We start from the raw sequence: 23,025 nt of genomic DNA, 5'->3' as shown, positions 1-23,025 counted from the left end.
ACATATTTACCAGCTTTGTCTATCATCGTGCTTTTGCACAAAACTTTTACACGGAAAAATATATGCCGCAGTGGATTAAAGATACTCGCCTCTCATGCGTGGTTGCAGGCTGGATTGTAGTGCTGGTCGGCTTTACCAGCAGTGTTGCGCTGATTTTTCAAGCCGCACAGGCTGCTGGCGCAGATCAGGCACAAATCGCTAGTTGGATCACTGCGCTGACCATCGGCACAGGGTTGAGCTCACTTGGCCTGTCTTGGTATTACAAAATGCCGGTAATCACTGCGTGGTCAACGCCTGGTGCGGCACTGCTGATTACTGCCCTAACACCATTCACACTGAACGAGGCAATTGGCGCATTTATCATCAGCTCTCTTTTGATTTTCCTCAGTGGCATTACCGGTTTATTCGCGCGGTTTATGGATAAAATTCCGCAGGCGCTCAGCTCGGCAATGCTCGCCGGTATTCTGATCGGCTTTGGCATGGATGTATTTCGAACCCCATTGGCGCTGGACGGATTACCGCTACTGCTTTGTGCTGTATGGCTAGTCACACGCCGTCTTGTGCCCAAATACAGCATTTTATTGGTGATGCTTGCCGGTCTAGGCTGGGTCGCATGGCAACAAGGCCTGCCTCTCGACGATATCAGCACCACCATTGCCATACCGATTGCGGTTATGCCTGAGTTTAGCTGGCAAGCAATCATCAGCGCGGCATTGCCGCTTTATATCGTCACCATGACCTCGCAAAACTTACCCGGCGTGACGGTCATGCGTGCCGCGGGTTATCCACCGCCAACTTCTGCCGCATTATCAACCACGGGCGGACTGGGCATATTGCTCGCACCTTTTGGTGGGTTTGCCATTAACCTCGCAGCAATCACCGCAGCACTAGCTATGAGTGAAGACGTCCACCCAGACAAAAACAAGCGCTACACAGCCGGTATTTGGACGGGCATTTTCTATTTGCTGGTCGCATTGTTTGGCGCAACGGTTACCGCACTTTTTGCCGCTTTTCCTAGCATTTTCGTCGCTGTTCTTGCCGGATTGGCACTGATTCCGACCATTGCCAACAGTTTGTGGTTCGCAAGCAAGGACGCAGAATATCGCGAAGCGGCCATGATCACTTTCCTCGTCACAGCATCCGGTGTGAATTTATGTGGAATTGGCTCTGCATTCTGGGGTATTATCTTTGGTACAGTTTTTGTTTTATTTTATAAAACAAAAAGATAATTACATATATTGTAAGGAGACGTTATGGATGACGTTCTAGGCATATATGGCGGACAGGGAGTCTCTGCTGTAGATATGCGCTATTTTGACGGCGCACAAAAAACCGTCTATCCAACCCAAAAATTGCACAACTTCCGACCTGGAGTCATTCTCGTCTCACGGACAGACGCCAAAGGCGTGATTACTCACGCCAATCGCGCCTTCATCGAAGTTAGTGGCTACAGTAAGGAAGAGTTGGTTGGTGCGCCGCACCATATTGTTCGCCACCCGGATTTGCCCAGCTCTATTTTCAAAGATATGTGGCAGACTATTCAAGCTGGTGAAGAATGGCATGGCTATGTAAAAAATTTACGCAAAAATGGCGATCACTATTGGGTCTATGCCACAGTAGTTCCAATCATCCGTGACAGCAAAATCATCGGCTATACATCAGTACGAAGAACCATGGATACTGATGCAATCAATCGCTGCGAAAAAGCCTATGCTGGCCTGCGCCGCCAAGCCGCTGGCAAGAGCCTACCCGACGATCATAAAATCATTGCCGATATGCCATCGACAGACCCGCAGGCCGTCTGTAAAGAATTGCACTATTACCACAAGCAAAAACGCACGGTCTATATTACCGGAGAACGCTACAACATCCGCAGTGGCGTTATTTTGGTGAGCCAAACCGATCTGGAAGGCGTCATTACCTACGCTAACCATTCATTCATTGATATTAGTGGCTACAGTGAGGATGAGCTTGTCGGTATGCCGCACTGTATCATGCGCCATCCAGACATGCCCGCACGCGTATATCGCGATATGTGGCAAACAATCACCAAAGGCAAAGAATGGCATGGTTTCGTTAAGAATCTACGTAAGGACGGCAAGTTTTATTGGGTTTACGCCACCGTCGAGCCTGAATTCGAGAAAGGTAAAATCACAGGCTACACATCCGTACGACGTACCGTCGATCAAGATAAAAGCGATATGTTTGAGCAACGTTATTTAGCCATGCGGCAAAAAGAACTGGGAGATTAAGCTGCTGGTAGCACTTAGCCGACAGTGACGTAGCTTATTTATTGTATTAACTTTATTGCGCCACGGTAGAAAATCGCTACAATATCTCTGTTTCCACAATACAATTTATTTCATGAACGAAGACCCTCCAGAATCGAAGTCGAGTTGGCTGGATCGCCTAAGCTCTTTATGGGGCGAATCCAGCGAATCCTCCGATAGCCGCGATGCCGTCCGTATCGCCGTTCAATCTGCTCAAGAAGCACAAACCATCAGCGCAGATACTGCCAATATGATGGAATCTCTCCTAACCATCCATGAAACCCAAGTTCGTGACATCATGATTCCACGGGGGCAGATGGTTGTCCTGCAAGAAAACTGGTCTATGGACAAAGTTCTTTCTGTGATTCTTGATTCAGGCCATTCACGCTATCCTGTCGTGGATGAAGAGCATGAGAAACTGCTTGGTCTACTGCTAAGCAAAGACCTACTGCCACTACTGACATCAGCCGATACCCAAGAAGGCTTTATGCACCTCTTGCGCGAAGCAACTGTAGTGCCAGAAAGTAAGCCTCTCGATACCATGCTGCACGATTTCCGCACCCAGCGCACACATATGGCACTTGTCATGGATGAATACGGCAATCTATCCGGCCTTGTGACCATTGAAGATGTCATTGAAGAGATTGTTGGCGAGATCGACGATGAGCACGATGAAATTGAAGATGCAGACATCATCACCCTTCAGGATGGTAGCTTCCTGGTCAAAGCTCTGACGCCAATCGAAGATTTCAACGAAGCATTTGGTTCAGCACTCAATGAAGAAGACGCAGATACCATTGGTGGCTACGTTTTGGCCGCACTCGGGCGTATGCCGGTAAGTGGCGATGCCATTCATGTAGATAACCTGCAGATCACGGTTTCCAAAGCAAATCAGCGTCGTATCTTAACCTTAAGCGTTCGTACGGTCAGCCCTCCAGAAGAAGAATCCTACGAATAGTGATCATTGAATACACTCAAACTATAAAAATAAAAAGCCGGAGATTCCGGCTTTTTATTTAGTTCTTTTTACCTATCATTCATCCGTTATTTACTGAGGCGTAAAATGACGATAAAAGCCATCCTGTGCCTGAGCAATAACATCAACCTTGGTCTTGGCCAAAGCAACATCACCAGTATCTAACGCTGCATTCAATTCAACCAACAGACCACGCAATTGCTTAATATCAGCCATAATCTGCTCGGGGTCACTCAATTGCATCTGATCTTGATCTTGTGCAAGCAAGGCTTGCGCCTGACCAGCATATTCCGTCAGCGTATTTGCTTGAGCCTGCATCGCAGAAGTGGAAGAAGCACCTTGTAGCGCTTTGAAGGCCGATTGCATTTTGTCGATGGTTTGCTGTAAGTCCATCTGATTATTGATGATCTGACCTTCAGGCAAAATCAACTCGGAAGCAGACTCTTCAGCCACGGCCAACTGACCAGCTTCACTGTTATCAATCGATACTGCTCTAGTCGAGTTGATTTCGGTACCCTGTTCACTTTCTACTACCGTTGTTTGCTCAGTTACCGCTTGCGTTGTCACACTCGCATTAGGTGTCGGCTGAACATGATCTTTCGCACGTTCTTGTGCTTCGTTATCTGCATAAGCACTGCCCATCACTAACACCAAAGTTAATAAAAGTTGTTTTCTCATATAGCCTCCATGTTTTAGGCTGAATAACCAAACGATTCAAGCCCAAATGATTCAAAGACGAATACTTTCAAACGTGTATTAGCCAGAATCTCACACTTAAACCATAACAACAAGCAGCATTATCTTTAGCTTACTATTTTGTCAGCTTGAGCATCATCCTTTTGCTGGCTCACGTAAAACAGCGTCTATTGCTTGAGCAAAGGCCATGCTTGAAGATTCACGATGTAGCCCGGCCAAATTAATACGACCAGCGCCGACGACGTAAATGCCGTACTGCTCCCGCAACCGCTCCACCCGTTCATGCCCTAACGGCAGCAGGGAAAACATGCCACGTTGGCGAGTAATGAATGACCATTCGTCACCAGTCACATCAAATAGTGCATCTGCAAGTTCACGTCGATAGCGCTTAATATTTGCAACCATTTCCGAGAGCTCTTCCTGCCATTGCTGATACAGCTCAGCATCATTCAATATTTCTGCAACGACCACTGCACCATGGTCAGCCGGCATAGACACCATTGTACGGCTGGCTGCTTCAAGATGGGATTGCAATGCGCCAGCGATACGGTCATTCGCCGCAATCGTAATCGCGACGCCGGCACGATCACGATAAAGACCAAAATTTTTCGAGCACGAGACGCCAATAAACATGGTTTCAACCTGCTTTGCCAACAGACGCAACCCATACGCATCCTCTTCTATGCCGTCACCAAAGCCGAGGTAGGCAAGATCAATAACTGGCAAAAAGCCACGCTCCAATGCAATATCAGCCAAAGTCTGCCAGTCTTCGCGATTAAGGTCTTCACCAGAGGGATTATGGCAACAGCCGTGCAGCACAACGACATCATCCGGGCCCAGCGCCCGCATTGCCTCAAAGAAATCACTACGACGCAAAGCAGCAGCTTCATAGTCATAATAAGGATAGGTCTTAACCTCAAAGCCAGCTGCCTCAAAAATGGGAATATGGTTGCCCCAAGTTGGGTCAGGTACCCATACGCACGCTTGTGGCTTAACCGATGCCAATGTCTCGGCAATCAAGCGTAAAGCGCCAGTGCCGGCAATACTTTGATTAACCCGGTAACGCGAAGATGGCACTGCGCCATCCAGTACCAATTTGCCCATGGCTTCATTGAAAGCTACGTTACCCGCCAAACCAAAATATTTTTTACTGTTTTGGCTCAACCATACTCGCTGTTCTGCTTCCTTTACAGCACGCATGACTGGCGTTTCACCTTGTGCATTCTGATAAACACCAACCCCGACATCAATTTTGTCTACGCGGATATCTTCGTTATACAAGCGCGACAAATTGAGAATTGGATCATTGGCAATAGGTTCTATTTTGCTAAACATGGCGACTCCTCAACTAACGGTAGGGATTACGGGCAAGCACGAACATTCGGGTGCCGGATAAGCGATCATATAGGCTACGCCGGTCAGCGTCCAGCCATCGCCACCACAAGCCAATTCCAGCGGGCAATAACGTCAATAGCGCCATCAGCCAGCGCAGTAGTGCACGAGCAAAGGTAGGCGAATGGCCGTTATTGTCCGTCACTACCAGCCGCCATGCGCGCATACCCAACGTTTGGCTTTGCCGAGACCAAAAATAAGCGAAGAACCCTGCCCAGATACACACCATGCCAATTTGCAACGCATAGCCCATCGCGCTGCCACGCTCAATAACCTCACCACGATTAAAAGCAAACATGATGAAACCAAACACCATAATGCACGCAATAACCAAAAGTGCATCGTAAAGCATCGCGCAAAGAATGCGCCATATAGCTGGAGGTGTGGCTGAGGTGGAAGAATCGGAAAGAGTCATAACGTAAAGACACCTGATTTTTGTGTAAAGGCAAACTAGAGGACGAATTGTATAACATGATACAAATTCAATGTGCCCCTTTTAATACGGCTAAAGTTTAGTTGTTGCAAACAAGCAACATTAAGGTTTGAGGTTAGATACTGGTATCTTGTGTATTTTAGACGTAAAATGCCGTATATGCTTTAATTTTGAGGACTTTGGTCATGCTTCAATTTTGGGTGCGTTGCGCCATTACAACACTAGCCACTTGGGCTGGCAGCTCGGCTGTTGCGCAAGAACAACAAACCCCATTCGAAAATACTGTTTTTGATGATGCAGCGCCAACCTTAGAAGATAACCTCCCTCCTGGTGCCACCGCTGACAGTATTGAAGACACCAGCCACACATTCGAGCTTCAAGATAAAGCAGCACTCATGGCTCAGGCCGGGCGTACCATCAGCTCGACCATGCAGCCTTTCAACAGTATGCGTATCAAGCTGATTCAAGCACTACAAGAAACCCCTAATATCGTCACTATCGGGGGGCGGCAGATCGCACTAAACCACCCTGAGCGGGTCGCGCATTTTTACCGCGAGCAGCAATATCCTACTATTTGGACGCTTGAGCATCATTTCAATGAGCGCCTGCAAGTACTTCAGCAGCTTGTGACCAGTGCCGAAGAAGATGCCCTAAACCCTCAGCACTACCACGCCCAGCAACTCATCAGCCTACTACCAAATACAGATTACAATGACATCATTGCTTATGAGTTACTCGCCAGTGATGCCTACCTATCCTTGCTTGGTGATTTGGCAAACGGCCTTGTTGATCCAACCGTCACTCATCGAGAGTGGAATGCACCACCACTTGATGACCAGCTGCTTAGCGAGCTCTTTGCTCAAGGCGTCCTCGATGACGATCTGACCCAGCCCATCCAACGCTTAAATGCTAAAGATGTTCGTTATCAAACATTGAAGAGAACTTACAACCGCCTCCGCCAATCAGCTCCGGGGATCAATAACAGCGCCCAAACGCTACACACTACCCTTAAGCCGGGCATGACCAGCTCGGAAGTTGCCGTGCTGCGCAATAAGCTTGGGCTGGCTGGAGACAGCCATTTCTACGATGCTGAACTCAAGCAAGCTGTGATCGATTACCAAAGCAGCTTCGGCCTTGCCGCAGATGGCGTGGTTGGCCCTAGCACACGTGAGCTACTCAACCAGTCACAACAAGACAAGCTCGACAAAATCATGATCAATATGGAGCGCCTACGCTGGCTACCACAATCATTGGGTATGCCTTATGTCTTGGTCAATATTCCCAGCTTCCGCGTCATTATGTACGGTGAAAATGGCCCAATTTACGAAACAAAATCTGTTGTTGGCCGCCCAGACCGCCCAACACCGGCATTTATCGATCGCCTGCGCCATATAGTCATGAGCCCAACTTGGACGGTACCACCAACCATTATGCGTAAAGACAAGCTACCACGCCTACGCAGTAACCCCGGTGCATTTGATGGCGTTTATGAAGTCATTACTCCTAGTGGCAAAGTTGTCGCACCCAGCTCTGTAAACTGGGCCAATGGTGGAAATGGCTATACGCTGCGCCAAAAGCCCGGCGCGCACAACGCACTCGGCCGAGTGAAATTCCTGTTCCCGAACAAGCACGCGATCTACCTGCACGATACCCCGAGCAAGAATTTGTTCAATCGCCCAAACCGCGCATACAGCTCTGGCTGCGTACGCCTGCAAGACCCTCTAGACTTCGCCAACGTTCTGCTCCAAGGAACACAATGGACGCCGGAGAGTATCCGCAGTGCCACACATCAATCGCGTGAACGCTGGGTAGATCCACCACAAGAAACACCAATCTATCTCGTCTATTGGACGATGTGGGCAACCCCTGATGGCAATATCCTCCAAGCACCAGATATCTATAATTTGGATAAAAAGCTGCTCAGGCAATACAATAACGCTTTGACCAATCCATAAGAGACGAGAATGACTGAGAACGCCAAAGCACAAAACGCCTACACCAAAGAAGAATTACTAGAGTGCGGCCACGCACGCTTGTTCGGCCCTGGCAATGCGCAATTACCACTGCCAAACATGCTGATGATTGATCGCATCATCGAAATCAATGATCACGGCGGTGCCAACGGCAAAGGCGAAATCATTGCCGAGCTTGATATCAATCCTGACCTGTGGTTTTTTGATTGCCATTTTGAAGGCGACCCCGTCATGCCGGGCTGTCTCGGCCTTGATGCCATGTGGCAGCTGGTTGGCTTTTACCTCGGCTGGAGCGGCGGCAAAGGCCGCGGACGTGCACTAGGTTGTGGCGAAGTCAAGTTCAGCGGACAAGTACTACCAACACACAAAAAAATCACCTACCACATTCATATTAAACGGGTCATCATGCGTAAGCTTGTCCTCGGTATTGCCGATGCAACCATGTCCGTTGACGGTAAAGAAATTTACCATGGCAAAGATCTGCGCGTCGGCCTGTTCACCAGTACCAGCGACTTTTAATTGCACGAGGAAATCATTATGAGAAGAGTCGTAATTACCGGGATGGGCATCGTGTCCAGCCTAGGCAATAACGCCAAAGAAGTATTGCACGCACTACAAAACCTCAAATCTGGCATCCGCTTTTCACCCGAATACAAAGAACTTGGCTTACGCTCGCACGTACACGGCGATATCAACATCGACTTGAAGCCACTCATTGACCGTAAAGCCTTGCGTTTCATGGGTAATACCGCAGCCTACTGCTATATTGCCATGCAACAAGCCATCGAACAGGCAAAACTCAGCAAAGAACTCATCTCGAATCCCCGTACCGGACTCGTCGTTGGTAGTGGCGGTGCTACACCATCGGCACAAGTCGAAGCCGCCGATATCCTGCGCGAAAAAGGCGTCAGACGTATCGGTCCTTATGGCGTGACCAAAACAATGGCATCCACCACATCCGCGTGCCTCGCCACACCATTTGGCATCAAAGGCGTCAACTACTCGATGAGTTCTGCCTGCTCGACCAGTGCGCACTGCATCGGCAACGCGGCTGAACTGATTCAAATGGGTAAACAAGATATCGTCTTTGCTGGTGGCGGTGAAGAAGTCCACTGGACCATGACCATGCTCTTTGATGCCATGGGCGCACTCTCCACTCAATACAACGACACCCCAGAAAAAGCTTCTCGCGCTTATGACGCGGATCGCGACGGCTTCGTAATTTCAGGTGGTGGAAGTATTCTTGTGCTCGAAGAGTATGAGCATGCCAAAGCGCGTGGTGCTGAAATTATTGCTGAAGTCACCGGCTATGGAGCAACATCAGACGGCTACGATATGGTGCAGCCATCTGGTGAAGGTGCTGTTCGCTGCATGCAAATGGCCATGGAAACCCATCAGGGTGACATTGATTATATCAATGCACACGGCACCTCGACGCCAATTGGTGATACCCGTGAGCTCGAAGCAATCAAAAAGACCTTTGAAGGCAAAGATGTGCCACTGATCAGCTCAACCAAATCGCTTTCTGGCCATGCACTTGGCGCAGCTGGCTCTAACGAAGCCATTTACGCATTGCTGATGATGCAAAATGATTTCGTCTGTGCCTCAGCCAATATCGATAATCTTGATGAAAAAGCACAAGAGCTAGAGCTGCCAATCGTGCGCGAGAACGTTAAAAAGCGCCTCAATGCCATTATGTCCAACAGCTTTGGCTTTGGTGGCACCAATGCAACGCTGATCTTCAGCCGAGTATAAGCTGGTGCTTCGTTACGCCGCAACATCTGCTTCTGTGCTGTTTTTTGTATATAGCGTAGTTGGCAGTGCTGCGGCGCAACATATAAGCAACGTTGAATCAGTGGATCAACAAAATGCTCTCTCAGCCGGTGTACAAGCTGAGATCATGCCACCGGCTCCAGAAGCAGCCACTCTATCCGGTGATGATATGGGCATATCCCCCGCACTGCTCAACGATCCAAACGATGATATACGCGCCACAAGCGGGGAGCTCTCAGAAAGTGATGCTAACAACGTCGAAATGAGGCTGGTCACGCGCGGTATTTATCAATGCCAAGACGGTAACCGCTCGGTATTTGTCGATGAAGAAAATCGCGTGAAATACCGCCAATGTACGCAAATCCGCGCGCCCTACTACGAACAAGTTATCACAAATAATCCCGCTGAATCAGAACGTTCACCATGCTCTGGCGCTATTGTTTATAAGGGCAGCACTTATGTGTTCAACGATCAAGAACCATGCCCCATTCTAGAAGAAATCTTCGAAGCACGTAAGCCTATCGAAGCAAACCCAGAATATTACAGCCAACCAACATCATGATTGAACTCTCAGAACGCGATAAGCTCGTCCCACCAGATGGGCAGAAAAAAGTCCTCTTGCACTCTTGCTGTGCGCCCTGCTCAGGTGAAGTCATGGAAGCCATGCTCGCCTCGGGCATCGACTACACCATATTTTTCTACAATCCCAATATTCATCCGCGCAAGGAATACCTGCTGCGCAAAGATGAAAACATCGCTTTCGCCGAAAAGTACAACGTGCCTTTTGTCGATTGCGACTACGATACAGATAACTGGTTCGCCCGTGCCAAAGGTATGGAAATGGAGCCAGAGCGCGGTATCCGCTGCACTATGTGCTTTGATATGCGCTTTGAGCGCACCGCACTGTACGCTCATGAAAACGGCTTTCCAATCATTACCAGCTCGCTTGGCATTTCTCGCTGGAAGAACATGAAGCAGATCAATGACTGCGGTGAACGTGCAGCAGCGCCATATCCAGATGTCCAATACTGGACGTATAACTGGCGTAAAAAAGGTGGCTCACAGCGTATGATCGAAATCAGCAAACGCGAAGAATTCTATATGCAGGAGTACTGCGGCTGCGTTTACTCATTACGCGACACCAATGAACACCGCCTATCCAACGGGCGCGAGCGCATCAAAATCGGGGTTAAATTCTACGGTCGAGAAGACTAAAGCCCAACCAGATACAAAAAAGCCCGCACAAAATGCAGGCTTTTTCATCAATTGAATAAATTGAATTGATTATTTCTGTTCAGCAGTAGCTTCACCATCTGCCGGCGCTGCCTCTGCGCCATCATCATTGACGCCGAGTAGCTCTACATCAAATACCAAAGTTGAGTTGGGACCAATTGCAGGGCCCGCGCCTTGCTCGCCATAAGCCAGCTCAGCAGGGATGAAGAAAGTAGACTTGCCGCCTTCTTTCATCAGCTGTAAACCTTCTGTCCAACCCGGGATCACTTCATTGAGTTTGAAGGTGATTGGCTCACCGCGATCATAAGAGCTGTCAAAGACGGTACCATCGAGCAAGCGGCCTTCGTAATTGACGGTCACGCTGTCACCTTCTTGTGGCTGTGTACCCTCACCTTCTTCCAAGACGAGATACTGCAGGCCAGAATCCGTGGTTTTTACACCATCTTTGCTCTTATTCTCTTCGAGGAAAGTCTTACCTTTTTCAGCATTCTCATTAGCCACTTTTTCCATTTCAGCCTGCATTTCTTTCATGCGAGATTCGGCAAATGATTTCATTGCGGCTTCCATCTCTTCCTGGCTCAATTCCAAATCGTCACCAGCATAAGCCTGCTTGAGGCCTTCAATCAATGCATCAAGGTCGAGGCTCTTATTCTGATCGATCTGAGCAATCGACTGCCCCATATCAACACCGATTGTATAGCTGACTTTCTGCTCATCACTGCCAAGATCAGCAGCATTTGCCTGAGCAAACAGGGCGGCCATTGCCGCAGCCAGTGCTGTACATGTCATCATTTTCATAAATACTCCTTGTGAAGTCGATTATTAAAGTTAATGTTGTTACTTCTGTGGCGCAGTATGCCATAGCATACAAATACGGGTTTTTAAGGTTGCTTAATGCGCTGGCCATACTTATTGGCCAATCCATGCTCAACCAACCACGCCAAAGCGTCAATGGCGTCGCCTGAGAGCCATGCACGAACATTACCTTCACGATAAGAGTAACCCCATTCGGTCATATCATCGAGCATACGTTCCCGCCCAACATCAGGCAGTGCATCAGCAAGCAGGATCTGCAAGTAGTTCACTGCACACTCTTCCTCTACCGTGCCACCCGCATCTGTATGCAGCCGTGCACGGCGCTGCTCATCCATACAAATCCAGTGCCCCGCTTCATGTAATGCTGAGTGAACAGGTGTATCTGGGCGTAGATAAAGCGTATTACCGATCAGCCCCGCTTCCGGTTCACCCCAAAAAGTGCCCGGAATAGCCTCACCTTCTGCAACGTAGCTGACGCTAAGCCCATACTCGCCAAGCAATTGTGCAAGGCGAGCACGCTCTATCTCATTGACTGTCTGTACACTCAAGCAGCATCACCCAAATAAACCACCAAAACATCGCAATTCACGCCGGGCAAGATGTCATCTGCGGTTGCACCGAGCAATGATGCAAGCCCGGTGCGCTTGTGACGCCCAATCACGACCAAATCTGGCGCATTGTTTTCTACATAATCAAGAATACCGCGACGAGTTGACAATGCCGTCTCGATGTTGATGTCAGCTGACTCGATACCATGGCGATCAAGTAGTGCTTTGACTTGCTCGCGTGCTTCGCGAACCATCTCGACTTCATTACTGACCGGCACAATCGGTACAATTTCATAACCCGCAGTCAATACGGTTTCTTCCACGATATGCAAAACACTGATTTTAGCGCTATCTGCTGCACGGATAACCGCTTTAGCACGCTCTGCGACCCGATCACAATCTTCCCGCAAATCCGTAACCAATAGAACATGCTGATATTTACTCATTACTCGCCTCCATTTTGCTTGGCCGTGTGCCTTTCTATCTGAAAAGCTTTCCCTTATTATACCCCCTGTTTTGTGCACTGCGTAGATCGTCAAAATCCGTAAAAAAGATGAATAATCACCTTTTACTACCTGTATTAGGTGGTACTGCAGTGTTTTTCTAACACAAATATATAAAGTGAGTACACATGTCCGGTATCGACAATACATGGCAAAAATGGTGGAAGGCACGCGGCCCACAATCGTGGCGGTGGGCAAAATTTTATCCATTTGCACTCTTCCGCGCATATATGAAAGAACGACTGCCCGAAGATGCGCAAGCGCTGGTTTATGTCACGATCCTGACTTTGGTTCCTCTTTTAGCCGTTGCCTTCTCCTTATTGCGGGGCTTTGGTGTTCAGGGCGTTATTGAGCCTTGGCTGCACGATATTTTTGCACCAATGGGGAAAGCTGGTGATGAAGTCGTCAATTATTTGGTGCAGTTTGTCAGCCAAACCAATGCCAGTGGTCTTGGTATTGTCGGGGTTGTCGTGCTGTTCGTCTCCGTCATCAATATGGCGCAAAAAATTGAACTGACTTTAAACCGCATTTGGAGAGTTGAAACCGAACGCTCATTAAAATCACGCATCAGCGGCTACATTAGCGCAATCATCCTTGCCCCGCTGCTTATCGGTGCCATTATGTCAATGATGCTGGGCATGAAGGACGCAGCATGGTTACAACCCTTTTTACACTATCCCGGCATCGGCATTTTATTTAACCTTCTAACGAGCCTACTGCCATTGGGCATCGTATTTCTACTCATTGCTTGCACTTATGCATGGATACCTAACCGTAAAGTACATTGGAAAGCAGCCCTAGGTGGTGCAGCATTCTTCTTGTTACTGTGGTACCCAGTATCGTGGATATTCAGCCGCTTCATTGCCGGATCAGCAAAATACTCTGTCATTTACTCTAGTTTTGCCAGTGTCATCATCATGCTGTTCTGGCTGTATTTCTTGTGGTTGCTGTTTCTGATGGGTGCAAAAGTGGCAAGCCTGCTACAAATGCCGTATGGCCTTTCGCCGCACGATGAAAACGAGTGGTATGCGGATGAGCAAATGCTGCTAGGCATCGGCGTCATGACCCATATTGACCAAGCATTTGCCAATGCCGAAACTGCTCCATCAATCATAGAGCTGAGCAGCGCACTACACAGCTCACCTGCCAAAATTGGCTTTATCTTAAACCGCCTTCATCAGGCTGAGTTAATCGTCATTGCTGATGACGTACCAGCGCGCTACTTGCCAAGTAAAGCGCGTAAGTACTATACCCTGCTTGAAATCTATCAGGCATTAGCAATGCCCAAAGATACCATTACGCTTGATGTCGGCCAATTCCAAGTACTCGAGGAGAGGCTCGAAGCACAGCTTGATATACCGCTGCATGTATGGAGTGAGCAGCAGCCAAGCTTGCCAGAAAAAGCCAAAGTGGAATCAGAAGAATAGTACTTTGTTCGAGCGCTATCTCGCTTGATATAAAAATGCCACCTCACGGTGGCATTTTTTTGCAACGGCTAAGTGTGGCTAATAGCCCAGCCCATCGCGATCACACTGGGAACTCTATAACTAGTGCTTCGCTGTTTTACGGTCAGGATGCGTTTCTTCCCAAATCACCTCAACCGGATTGCGGCGGTGTTCGTAATGGGTGACGAATGCCACTGATGCAATAATCATCGCAGAGCCAACCCACAGTGCGCCAGGCGGCACCCAGCCAAAGACGAGATAACCGGCCAGTACATTGAGCGGCAGTTTAACGTGGTCAAACGGCTGCACAAATGACGCATCTGCCGTCGCATAGGCTTTGGCAATTGCCCACTGCGCCAGCGCAGTCAACGCACCAATCACTACCAACATCAGCCATGGCTCCCAACCCTGTGGCATGACCAGATTTGGCAAGCCAAACATCAAATCAAATGGCAACATCAATACCAGCAGATAAAACACAATGGTCGTCGGGCTGTCTTTGCTGACGGTGAATTTGGTCAAAAGTGAAGCACTTGCCCAGAAAAATGCCGCACCAAGTGGCAATAGGCTCGCCCACATAAATGCATCTGACCACGGCTGCAAAATCAACATTGCACCAGCAAAGCCAACTAATGTCGCAATCCAGCGCGCCAAGCTCACAGACTCGCGCAAAATCAGCCCGGAGCCAACTGTCGCAAACAGTGGAGAAGTCATCAGCAAGGCAATGCCCTGCCAAATTGGCACCGGATAGGCCAGTGCCCACGTCCACAGCTGAATACCAATTACTGATACGCCAACGCGCACAATGTGTAATAAGCGAAAATCAGAACGAACGGCGCGCCGAATCGAGCCGGTTTTCATCAGCGGCAAGAAGATCAACAGTGCAATACCGTATTGAAATAGCACCGATGAACCAGAGTTGATTGAATAATGTATGCCGAGATATTGCAGTGTGGTGTTGATGATCGCGAATGTGACGCCGGCGGCGACCATCCATAATGCGCCCAGCAAAGGGCGGTGTTGTTGACTCATAAAGAACTGCCAATAATGAAATTGGCGCGAATCATATCAAAAAAATACCATTACCATAGTGTATTCATGCAGTTTTTTCGTATTGACAGCAATCCTTCACTGTTTGTTTTATAAAAAATTTACTTAAATATTGAGTACTTAAACCATTTTGTTCAAAATACGCTTCTTTGATTTATAAAACTCAACAAAATCTGTTTTTCAATTTGTATTGCAAAATACAAAAAGGTTTTGTATCTTATTGCGCAACGGGAGACACTCTGCATCATGAGGCAAACTATTGAGGCAATGTTTTCCCGTTTTGGCAAGCGTCAATGAACCATAACCTACCATTTTTAAAACGGTCGTCCGTATTAAATATTTAAATGACTCCGTTTTGCAGTGGTCTTTAAAGTGGTATCGCAAAACCGGGCTACCCATTGCAGCAATGCAGGGGTAACCGCACTATGCAGGTTTGATGGCGCTCATATAACGATACAGTCCTTGGAGGCAATCATGAGTCAATCAGGCAAATGTCCGGTATCACACGGCGAACACAATACAGACAACACCCAACCGCGCGCAGGCGGTTGCCCGGTCATGCACGGTGCCAATACCGAAGCAGGCAATTCAGTGATGGAATGGTGGCCAAATGCGCTTAACCTCGACATCCTCGCTCAGCATGACCACAAAACTGATCCGATGGATGAGGACTTCGACTACAAGAAGGCATTCAACGAACTCGACCTCGAAGCCGTCAAGCAAGATCTCCATGCGCTAATGACCGACAGCCAGGAATGGTGGCCGGCAGACTGGGGGCACTACGGTGGCTTTATGATCCGTATGGCTTGGCACTCAGCTGGCACCTACCGCAAAGATGATGGCCGTGGTGGCGCCAACACTGGCAACCAGCGCTTTGCACCACTCAACAGCTGGCCAGACAACGTCAGCCTCGATAAAGCACGTCGCTTGCTGTGGCCAATCAAAAAGAAATACGGCAACAAACTGTCATGGGCTGACCTGATGATTCTTGCCGGCAACATTGCTTACGAAAGCATGGGGCTGAAGACGTTTGGTTTTGCTGGTGGCCGTGAAGATATTTGGCATCCGGAAAAAGACGTCTACTGGGGTTCAGAAAAAGAATGGTTAGCGCCAACTGAAAACCGCTATAGCGATGATGACAACCGTGAATCGTTAGAAAACCCACTTGCTGCAGTACAAATGGGTCTGATCTACGTCAACCCGGAAGGCGTTGACGGCAATCCTGATCCGCTTAGAACAGCTCAAGACATCCGCACCACATTTGGGCGCATGGCAATGAACGACGAAGAAACAGTCGCGCTTGCTGCAGGTGGCCACACCGTTGGTAAATGCCACGGCAATGGCAAAGCAGAACTGCTTGGCGCAGAACCTGAAGCGGCTGATATTGCCGACCAGGGATTTGGCTGGAAAAACCCTAAAGGGAATGGTGCAAATACTGTTAGTAGCGGGCTTGAAGGCGCATGGACGACTGAGCCAACCAAGTGGGATAACGGCTACTTCTACCTGCTGTTCAACTACGACTGGGAACTAAAAAAGAGCCCGGCCGGTGCGTGGCAATGGGAGCCTATCGACATCAAGGAAGAAGACAAGCCATTCGATGCGCACGTTCCCGGTGTCCGCCGCAACCCAATCATGACCGATGCCGACATGGCAATGATCAAGGACCCTATCTATCGTGAAATTTCGAAGCGCTTCTATGAGGACTTTGACTATTTCAGTGAAGTCTTTGCCCGTGCATGGTTTAAGCTCACCCACCGTGACCTTGGCCCGAAGAGTCGCTACCTTGGCCCTGACGTCCCTGCAGAAGACCTCATCTGGCAAGACCCGATTCCTGCGGTTGATTACACCCTGAGTGACGCAGAAATTGCTGAACTTAAAGATAAGCTGCTGAACAGCGGGCTTTCGGCTACTGACCTGATCAACACTGCATGGGATAGCGCGCGTACTTACCGTGGCTCAGATTACCGCGGTGGCGCAAATGGCGCACGCATTCGCCTTGCACCACAAAAAGACTGGGCTGGCAATGAACCTGAGCGCCTGCAGCGCGTACTCGCCAAGCTGGAAGAAATTCAGGCTGGACTGGACAAAAAAGTCAGCATTGCCGACCTGATTGTCCTTGGTGGTAGTGCCGCGGTCGAACAAGCAGCCAAGGCTGCCGGTGTCGATATTGAAGTACCATTTGCCCCAGGCCGTGGCGATGCAACCGATGAGCAAACTGACGTCGATTCATTTGCTGATCTTGAGCCAATCCACGACGGCTACCGCAACTGGCAAAAGCAGGCATACGCTGTTGCTCCGGAAGAGCTGCTGCTCGACCGCACCCAATTGATGGGGCTGACTGCACCGGAAATGACTGTATTGATTGGTGGTATGCGTGTACTTGGAACCAACCACGGTGGCACCAAGCACGGCGTCTTTACTGACCGCGAAGGCGTACTCAGTAACGACTTCTTCGTTAACCTCACCGACATGAACAACACATGGAATCCGGTTGGCGATAACCTGTACGAAATCCGCGACCGCCAAAGTGGCGAAAGCAAATGGACGGCGACGCGCGTTGACCTCGTGTTCGGCTCGAACTCAATTCTGCGCTCATACGCAGAAGTCTACGCACAGGACGACAATAAAGAGAAGTTCGTGCGCGATTTCGTCAAGGCATGGGTCAAGGTCATGAATGCAGACCGCTACGACCTGAAATAACATCAGCCATCCGCTTTGGTACTGAAAGCGGATCAGATATAAATAAAAAAATCATCATGAGGTTTTGGCACGCTGGCAACAGCGTGCTTTTTTCTGCCACATCAAATTACATAAACTAATAATCATTATCATTTATGAGGTAGAATGCTACTCGCAGCGTGTGCTGTTCACTTAAATGGAACGATTATGAAAAAGTTATATGGACTACTGGTGTGCTCTCTGATGGCCGCAACAGCCTCAGCACACAATCTTTTCCCTGCGCAAACAGACAATGGCTATACGATTCGCTTCTGGGCGGATGACCACTGGGAAGAACCCGACCCACAGAATGTTATTGGTCTCACTGCGTATGATGTCGATAAGCGCGTCAAAGTTGGTTATGACTACACTTCCGGCACGGTTATTGCTGAAGATGGTAGTGTCGGCCTCATGACGGCCGAATATGATTTTGGCTACTTCACTTTTACTGCTGACAAGCATTTCCACAAGCCACGCACCGAAGTTGAAGGGGTTATTTTTGATACCCGCCATATTTACAAACTTGGCAAAGGCATCTTCCAGTGGGACGAAGCATACAGTAAGCCAGTTGGTATGAAAATTGAGGTCACTCCACTGCATAACCCTCTGAAACTGAAAGAAGGTGACAAACTGAAAGTCTTGGTTACACTTGATGGTAAACCATACGCCGGTGCGGAATTTGAAGATCAGGTCGGCGATATTGATGGCCTCACCACTGATAAAGATGGCATTGCCGAGATCACCCTGCGCACTCCTCAAGATGGTTATGAAATCATCGGCGCCTCAGTTAAGCTGCCGTACCAGCTAGAAAACACTCAGGCGCAAACCTTGCAATTGACCGGTACATTGGGCTTTAAGCCACACTAAGCCCCTAGCTATCATTTGTAATAAAAAAGGCCAACGTCCTGCGTTGGCCTTTTTGTCATCCATATCGCTTAATTTTGGTCAATCACACCTTATCCAAGGCCTGCGCGATATCAGCAATGATGTCGTCAACGTCTTCAATGCCGACTGAGATCCGCACTAAGCCTTCACTGACGCCCGCACTTGCCAATTCTTCACCATTAAGCTGACGGTGCGTGGTTGAGACTGGATGGCATGCGAGGGTTTTAGTATCACCGATATTGACGAGGCGGAAAATCAGTTGCAGTGCGTCAATAAAGCGGCCACCGGCTTCGCGACCACCTTTTAGCTCAAAGCTCAAAATGCCCGACGCTTTACCGCCACAAATTTTCTGCGCTGTTTCACGGTAAGGGCTGCTCGCCAACGTTGCGTAATTAACCTTGCTGACTTTATCGTGTTGCTCAAGCCATGCCGCAATCTTTTCCGCATTTGCGCAATGGCGCTCCATGCGCAGTGATAAAGTTTCCAAGCCCTGCATCAATTGGAAAGCGTTAAACGGCGACAACGCTGCACCGGTATTGCGCAACGGAATCACCCGGCAACGCCCAATATATGCCGCCTCACCCAGCGCCTCGGTATAAACCACACCGTGATAAGAAGGATCAGGCTCATTGAGCATCGGAAAGCGCTTGGCGTGCTTTTTCCAGTCAAACTTGCCCGAATCGACAATCATGCCGCCAATCGTCGTACCATGACCACCAATGTATTTGGTCAGTGAATGCACCACGATATGTGCACCGTGCTCAAATGGGCGACACAAATACGGCGACGCGACGGTATTATCGACAATCAGCGGCACACCATATTTGTCGGCAATCGCTGCCCAGCGCGCAATATCAACCACATTACCTGCCGGATTACCAATCGACTCGCAATACAGCGCACGGGTATTGTCGTCAATGGATGCTTCGAGTTTGTCGTAATCATCGTGCGCCACCATGCGCGTCTCAATCCCTTGATTGGGAAAGGTATGCGCGAACAGATTATAAGTGCCGCCGTATAGCTGACTGGTCGAAACAATATTGCAGCCCTGCGATGCAATCGCTTGAATCGCATAGCTAATTGCGGCCATACCGGAAGCAACTGCCAGCGCTCCAACGCCACCTTCAAGTGCATTGACCCGTGCTTCGAGCACGGCATTGGTCGGGTTCATGATGCGCGTGTAAATATTGCCTTCGACCTTAAGGTCGAACAAATCCGCACCATGCTGCGTATTGTCAAAGGTATAAGAAGTAGTCTGGTAGATCGGCACTGCTGCTGATTTAGTCGTCTCTTCCGGGCGATAGCCAGCGTGAATAGCAAGGGTTGAGAATTTCATGACAACTCCATTATTTATAATGAAAATTCAGTATATACCCACAGCTGCACAGCATAACCTCAAAATTTAAATAAAAGTGACAATTTAATTAGAATGATGCGTATAATTGAGAAAGATTCTTTATTTCATAAAACACGGAGGGTATATGAATCGTACATTATGGCTAGTTGTTGGTATCATCAGTGTGCTTGGCGGTATTTTCGCCTTGTGGAATCCACTTCAAGCGACGCTTGCCGCTGAGATGCTTGCCGGTTGGATGTTCTTACTGGTTGGTATTCTGCAATTTATTGCCATGTTCCGCGCACCGACTACGGGCGGCAAGATTTTTGGCGCGATTGGTGGCGTAATCGGCGTATTGGTTGGCTTTGAGCTGTTGCAGCAGCCTCTCAAAGGCGTTCTTGCCTTGACCATGGTTATCGCTATCCTGTTTATGGCGACCGGTATCGTCAAAATCGTTACGTCATTTAGCTTACGCAACACCATTGCTTTCTGGCCAGTACTGCTTTCAGGGCTGATTTCTGTCATCCTTGCAGTAATGATCTTCTCTGATTATCCAGAATCAGCAACCGTTATTCTTGGCGTTCTGCTTGCTGTTGAGCTGATTTCCAACGGTATTACCATGATCATGCTGTCGCGTAACAACGTCTAATCAGACTATAAACGCGAAATAAAAAAGCCCGCATCACGCGGGCTTTTTTATTTATTCACTATTTTAAAATAGTTATTTGCCTCGACAAAAGTACATTTTTTCATAAATAATATGTAATTTTATTGTAGGAAAAGCCATGCTGTGGACGAATGAAGTCATTATTTCTATCATCGTACTGCTTGCGCTCAGCTTGCTGCGCATCAACGTCGTTATCGCACTGATTTTTGCCGCTCTCACCGCCGGCTTAGTTGGTGGATTGAGCCTTGATAACACCATATCCACCTTTACTGACGGCCTCGGTGGCGGTGCAGCCGTAGCGATGAACTACGCCATCCTCGGTGCATTTGCCGTCGCAATTTCAAAATCCGGCATCACAGATTTGCTTGCGTACAAAGTTATTAGCCGGCTCGGTGCGACGCCAAGCGTCAAAGCAGTCTTTTGGTTTAAGTATCTGCTCCTCGCTATTTTGCTGCTGTTTGCCATGTCATCGCAGAACATCCTGCCGGTACACATCGCCTTTATTCCAATTGTCGTGCCGCCACTGCTCGGAATTTTTAACCAGCTCCAGCTCGACCGCCGTGCAGCAGCTTGCGCACTGACCTTTGGTCTCACCGCTACCTATATGCTACTGCCAGTTGGCTTCGGGAAAATCTTTATCGAGAGTATTTTGGTCAAGAACATTAACGAAGCTGGTGCCGCATTAAACCTGCAAACATCAGTCGCTGAAATCTCACTGGCGATGCTGATTCCTGTCAGTGGCATGATCCTTGGTTTACTAACTGCGGTATTTTTTACCTACCGCAAGCCACGCATTTACGTTGCAGCCAGTGATGAACCCACAACCAACGACCTTGCCGAACGTGTTGCGGCGATCAAACCGCACCACATTGCAATCAGTATCATCGCGATTGTTGCCGCCTTTGCCGTGCAGCTATTCACCGAATCCACCATCATCGGTGGATTGGTCGGCCTGGTTATCTTCGCCTTGGGCGGTATTTTCCACATCAAGGAAAGCAACGATATTTTCCAGCAAGGCCTGCGCCTGATGGCAATGATCGGCTTTGTACTGATTGCCGCCTCCGGCTTTGCCAAAGTGATTAACGCTACTGGTGGCGTCACTGAACTGGTGCAAACCTTCAGCACCACCGTCGGTACCGACAACAAAGGGCTGGCTGCGTTTCTCATGCTGTTGATCGGGCTGTTCATCACCATGGGCATCGGCTCATCATTCTCAACCGTACCAATCATCGCCTCAATTTACGTACCACTGTGCCTGACCTTTGGCTTCTCACCATTGGCAACCGCAGCTATCGTCGGCGTATCCGCAGCACTTGGTGACGCAGGTTCACCGGCATCAGACTCAACCCTCGGCCCGACGTCCGGTCTTAACATGGACGGCAAACACGACCATATTTGGGACTCAGTCGTGCCCACCTTCCTGCATTTCAATATTCCGCTGTTGGCGTTTGGATGGATTGCGGCAATGGTGCTTTAACCCTTCAGAATCTCAACAACATCAATCAAGCGGTCAGCAACATAGCTGACCGCGCCATCTGGCAAAGCCGCATTATCACCGTAGCCATAGCGCATCCAGCAGCAATCAATCGCGCAGTTTTCAGCAAAAGCCACATCGGTCATGGTATCGCCAACCATCAGTACTTGCTCGCGAGCAATCTCGGGGTAATTAGTGCTAAAAAATTGCTCAAAACCGCTTGGGTTAGGCTTGCGCGGCGTCATACCATCATCAGCGACAATACCCTCTATCAATGCAGTTAAGTTGAAATGATCCAATGTTTTACTAATTGCAACAGTACTTTTATTGCTAAAAATGAACGCTAAAACCCCGTTATCACGGCAATACTCAAGCAAAGCCTGCGCCCCTTCGTAAAACTGCGTACGGCTGATCGCCTCCTCACTGAAATAAATCTTGCGGTACAGCACAACCATCTCAGCAATATCATCGTCATTTGGCTTAAGCCCCAACGCAGCCATCAACGCATGTAACGTTCCTTCAAGTGGCAATCCTTTTCCCATTACCGTACGCATGGTTTGCTCGCTTGGTACGCCATAGCCACTCTCGGCAAAAGCCTGTGCCACTGCATAAGCAAACGGCGCACTGGTATCGGCAAGCGTGCCGTCGAAATCGAGTAATACTGCCTGATACTTTGTCATTTCAAGTCCCTGTAAATACATCAATCACATTTAAACATAACTGCTGTAAGAGGCGACCGGAAAACGGTTACAGCATATAAAAACACGGCGTTGTTTTTATTTTTTGGTTACCCTGTAATCGTTTTGGAATGAGACTGTCATTTCCACGCGAAAAAAG

At 48.8% G+C, this 23,025-nt stretch carries 22 protein-coding genes and 1 pseudogene; 14 read left to right on the top strand and 9 right to left on the bottom strand.

The genetic code is table 11. The features are described 5' to 3' along the window. Positions 1-62: 62 nt before the first annotated feature. The 4 genes and pseudogenes from KRX19_02845 to KRX19_02830 all read left to right on the top strand — a co-directional run bounded on the left by KRX19_02845 (position 63) and on the right by KRX19_02830 (position 3,228). Complete coding sequence (locus KRX19_02845; protein MBV7433952.1) at positions 63-1,229, top strand: benzoate/H(+) symporter BenE family transporter; 1,167 nt, start codon at positions 63-65, stop codon at positions 1,227-1,229. Positions 1,230-1,253: 24 nt separating this feature from the next. Next, positions 1,254-1,679, top strand: a pseudogene (locus KRX19_02840) (PAS domain S-box protein). 96 nt (positions 1,680-1,775) lie between these two features. Beyond that, positions 1,776-2,252 (top strand): PAS domain S-box protein, encoded by a 477-nt coding sequence (locus KRX19_02835; GenBank protein MBV7433951.1) that lies wholly within the window; start codon positions 1,776-1,778, stop codon positions 2,250-2,252. A 112-nt stretch (positions 2,253-2,364) separates the two neighbouring features. Beyond that, positions 2,365-3,228, top strand: a complete 864-nt coding sequence (locus KRX19_02830; GenBank protein MBV7433950.1) for a CBS domain-containing protein — start codon at positions 2,365-2,367, stop codon at positions 3,226-3,228. A gap of 90 nt (positions 3,229-3,318) precedes the next feature. On the opposite strand, the gene KRX19_02825 is transcribed toward KRX19_02830, so the two are convergent. From KRX19_02825 to KRX19_02815, 3 genes are all read right to left on the bottom strand, one after another. After that, positions 3,319-3,924 carry a hypothetical protein gene (locus tag KRX19_02825; protein MBV7433949.1) on the bottom strand — a complete coding sequence of 202 codons (606 nt, stop codon included), beginning with the start codon at positions 3,922-3,924 and terminating at the stop codon, positions 3,319-3,321. Positions 3,925-4,077: 153 nt separating this feature from the next. Beyond that, on the bottom strand, positions 4,078-5,277 hold the full coding sequence (locus tag KRX19_02820; protein ID MBV7433948.1) for an aspartate/tyrosine/aromatic aminotransferase: 1,200 nt from the start codon (positions 5,275-5,277) through the stop codon (positions 4,078-4,080). A 13-nt stretch (positions 5,278-5,290) separates the two neighbouring features. Continuing rightward, a complete protein-coding gene (locus KRX19_02815) occupies positions 5,291-5,749 on the bottom strand; it encodes an RDD family protein (protein MBV7433947.1) in 459 nt (152 codons plus the stop codon). 203 nt (positions 5,750-5,952) lie between these two features. Here KRX19_02815 and KRX19_02810 point away from each other — a divergent pair, with 203 nt between their 5' ends. From KRX19_02810 to KRX19_02790, 5 genes are all read left to right on the top strand, one after another. Beyond that, on the top strand, positions 5,953-7,722 hold the full coding sequence (locus KRX19_02810) for a L,D-transpeptidase family protein (protein MBV7433946.1): 1,770 nt from the start codon (positions 5,953-5,955) through the stop codon (positions 7,720-7,722). Between the two features lie 9 nt (positions 7,723-7,731). Further along, positions 7,732-8,259, top strand: a complete 528-nt coding sequence (gene fabA / locus KRX19_02805) for a 3-hydroxyacyl-[acyl-carrier-protein] dehydratase FabA (protein MBV7433945.1) — start codon at positions 7,732-7,734, stop codon at positions 8,257-8,259. 18 nt (positions 8,260-8,277) lie between these two features. After that, complete coding sequence (fabB, locus tag KRX19_02800; protein ID MBV7433944.1) at positions 8,278-9,495, top strand: beta-ketoacyl-ACP synthase I; 1,218 nt, start codon at positions 8,278-8,280, stop codon at positions 9,493-9,495. A gap of 100 nt (positions 9,496-9,595) precedes the next feature. Then, a complete protein-coding gene (locus KRX19_02795; protein MBV7433943.1) occupies positions 9,596-10,075 on the top strand; it encodes a hypothetical protein in 480 nt (159 codons plus the stop codon). Continuing rightward, entirely contained in the window at positions 10,072-10,728 is a 657-nt protein-coding gene (locus tag KRX19_02790; GenBank protein ID MBV7433942.1) for an epoxyqueuosine reductase QueH, read from the top strand. Before KRX19_02795 ends, KRX19_02790 begins: the two co-directional genes overlap by 4 nt. A 69-nt stretch (positions 10,729-10,797) precedes the next feature. Here the strand turns inward: KRX19_02790 and fkpA are convergent, their stop codons facing one another. The 3 genes from fkpA to KRX19_02775 form a co-directional block, all read right to left on the bottom strand. Then, on the bottom strand, positions 10,798-11,538 hold the full coding sequence (fkpA, locus tag KRX19_02785) for an FKBP-type peptidyl-prolyl cis-trans isomerase (protein MBV7433941.1): 741 nt from the start codon (positions 11,536-11,538) through the stop codon (positions 10,798-10,800). A gap of 89 nt (positions 11,539-11,627) precedes the next feature. Further along, positions 11,628-12,110: a hypothetical protein gene (locus tag KRX19_02780; protein ID MBV7433940.1), complete on the bottom strand. Its 483-nt coding sequence runs from the start codon at positions 12,108-12,110 to the stop codon at positions 11,628-11,630. Next, entirely contained in the window at positions 12,107-12,556 is a 450-nt protein-coding gene (locus tag KRX19_02775; GenBank protein MBV7433939.1) for a universal stress protein, read from the bottom strand. Before KRX19_02775 ends, KRX19_02780 begins: the two co-directional genes overlap by 4 nt. 185 nt (positions 12,557-12,741) lie before the next feature. Between KRX19_02775 and KRX19_02770 the strand changes: the two genes are divergently transcribed. Beyond that, on the top strand, positions 12,742-14,040 hold the full coding sequence (locus KRX19_02770) for a YihY/virulence factor BrkB family protein (GenBank protein ID MBV7433938.1): 1,299 nt from the start codon (positions 12,742-12,744) through the stop codon (positions 14,038-14,040). A gap of 120 nt (positions 14,041-14,160) precedes the next feature. Here the strand turns inward: KRX19_02770 and KRX19_02765 are convergent, their stop codons facing one another. Beyond that, positions 14,161-15,090: a DMT family transporter gene (locus KRX19_02765; GenBank protein MBV7433937.1), complete on the bottom strand. Its 930-nt coding sequence runs from the start codon at positions 15,088-15,090 to the stop codon at positions 14,161-14,163. Positions 15,091-15,582: 492 nt separating this feature from the next. On the opposite strand from KRX19_02765, the gene katG reads away from it, so the two are divergent. Next, positions 15,583-17,808 (top strand): catalase/peroxidase HPI, encoded by a 2,226-nt coding sequence (gene katG, locus KRX19_02760; protein ID MBV7433936.1) that lies wholly within the window; start codon positions 15,583-15,585, stop codon positions 17,806-17,808. Positions 17,809-17,994: 186 nt separating this feature from the next. Then, the gene (locus KRX19_02755; GenBank protein ID MBV7433935.1) at positions 17,995-18,693 is read left to right on the top strand and encodes a DUF4198 domain-containing protein; all 699 of its coding nucleotides are present in this window, start codon (positions 17,995-17,997) and stop codon (positions 18,691-18,693) included. Positions 18,694-18,775: 82 nt separating this feature from the next. Here KRX19_02755 and KRX19_02750 read toward each other — a convergent pair whose 3' ends face one another. Continuing rightward, the gene (locus KRX19_02750; protein MBV7433934.1) at positions 18,776-20,047 is read right to left on the bottom strand and encodes an aminotransferase class I/II-fold pyridoxal phosphate-dependent enzyme; all 1,272 of its coding nucleotides are present in this window, start codon (positions 20,045-20,047) and stop codon (positions 18,776-18,778) included. A gap of 145 nt (positions 20,048-20,192) precedes the next feature. On the opposite strand from KRX19_02750, the gene KRX19_02745 reads away from it, so the two are divergent. Next, the gene (locus tag KRX19_02745; protein ID MBV7433933.1) at positions 20,193-20,696 is read left to right on the top strand and encodes a DUF308 domain-containing protein; all 504 of its coding nucleotides are present in this window, start codon (positions 20,193-20,195) and stop codon (positions 20,694-20,696) included. A gap of 136 nt (positions 20,697-20,832) precedes the next feature. Next, positions 20,833-22,191, top strand: coding sequence for a Na+/H+ antiporter family protein (locus tag KRX19_02740; protein MBV7433932.1), 1,359 nt, complete (start codon positions 20,833-20,835; stop codon positions 22,189-22,191). Here the strand turns inward: KRX19_02740 and KRX19_02735 are convergent. After that, positions 22,188-22,868: an HAD family hydrolase gene (locus KRX19_02735; protein ID MBV7433931.1), complete on the bottom strand. Its 681-nt coding sequence runs from the start codon at positions 22,866-22,868 to the stop codon at positions 22,188-22,190. The two genes, KRX19_02740 and KRX19_02735, sit on opposite strands and share 4 nt — an antisense overlap. Positions 22,869-23,025 lie beyond the last annotated feature (157 nt).

The organism is Cardiobacteriaceae bacterium TAE3-ERU3 (genome assembly GCA_019218315.1).
GTDB lineage: Bacteria > Pseudomonadota > Gammaproteobacteria > Cardiobacteriales > Cardiobacteriaceae > JAHUUI01.
This window is presented reverse-complemented; position numbering and strand designations above follow the sequence as displayed.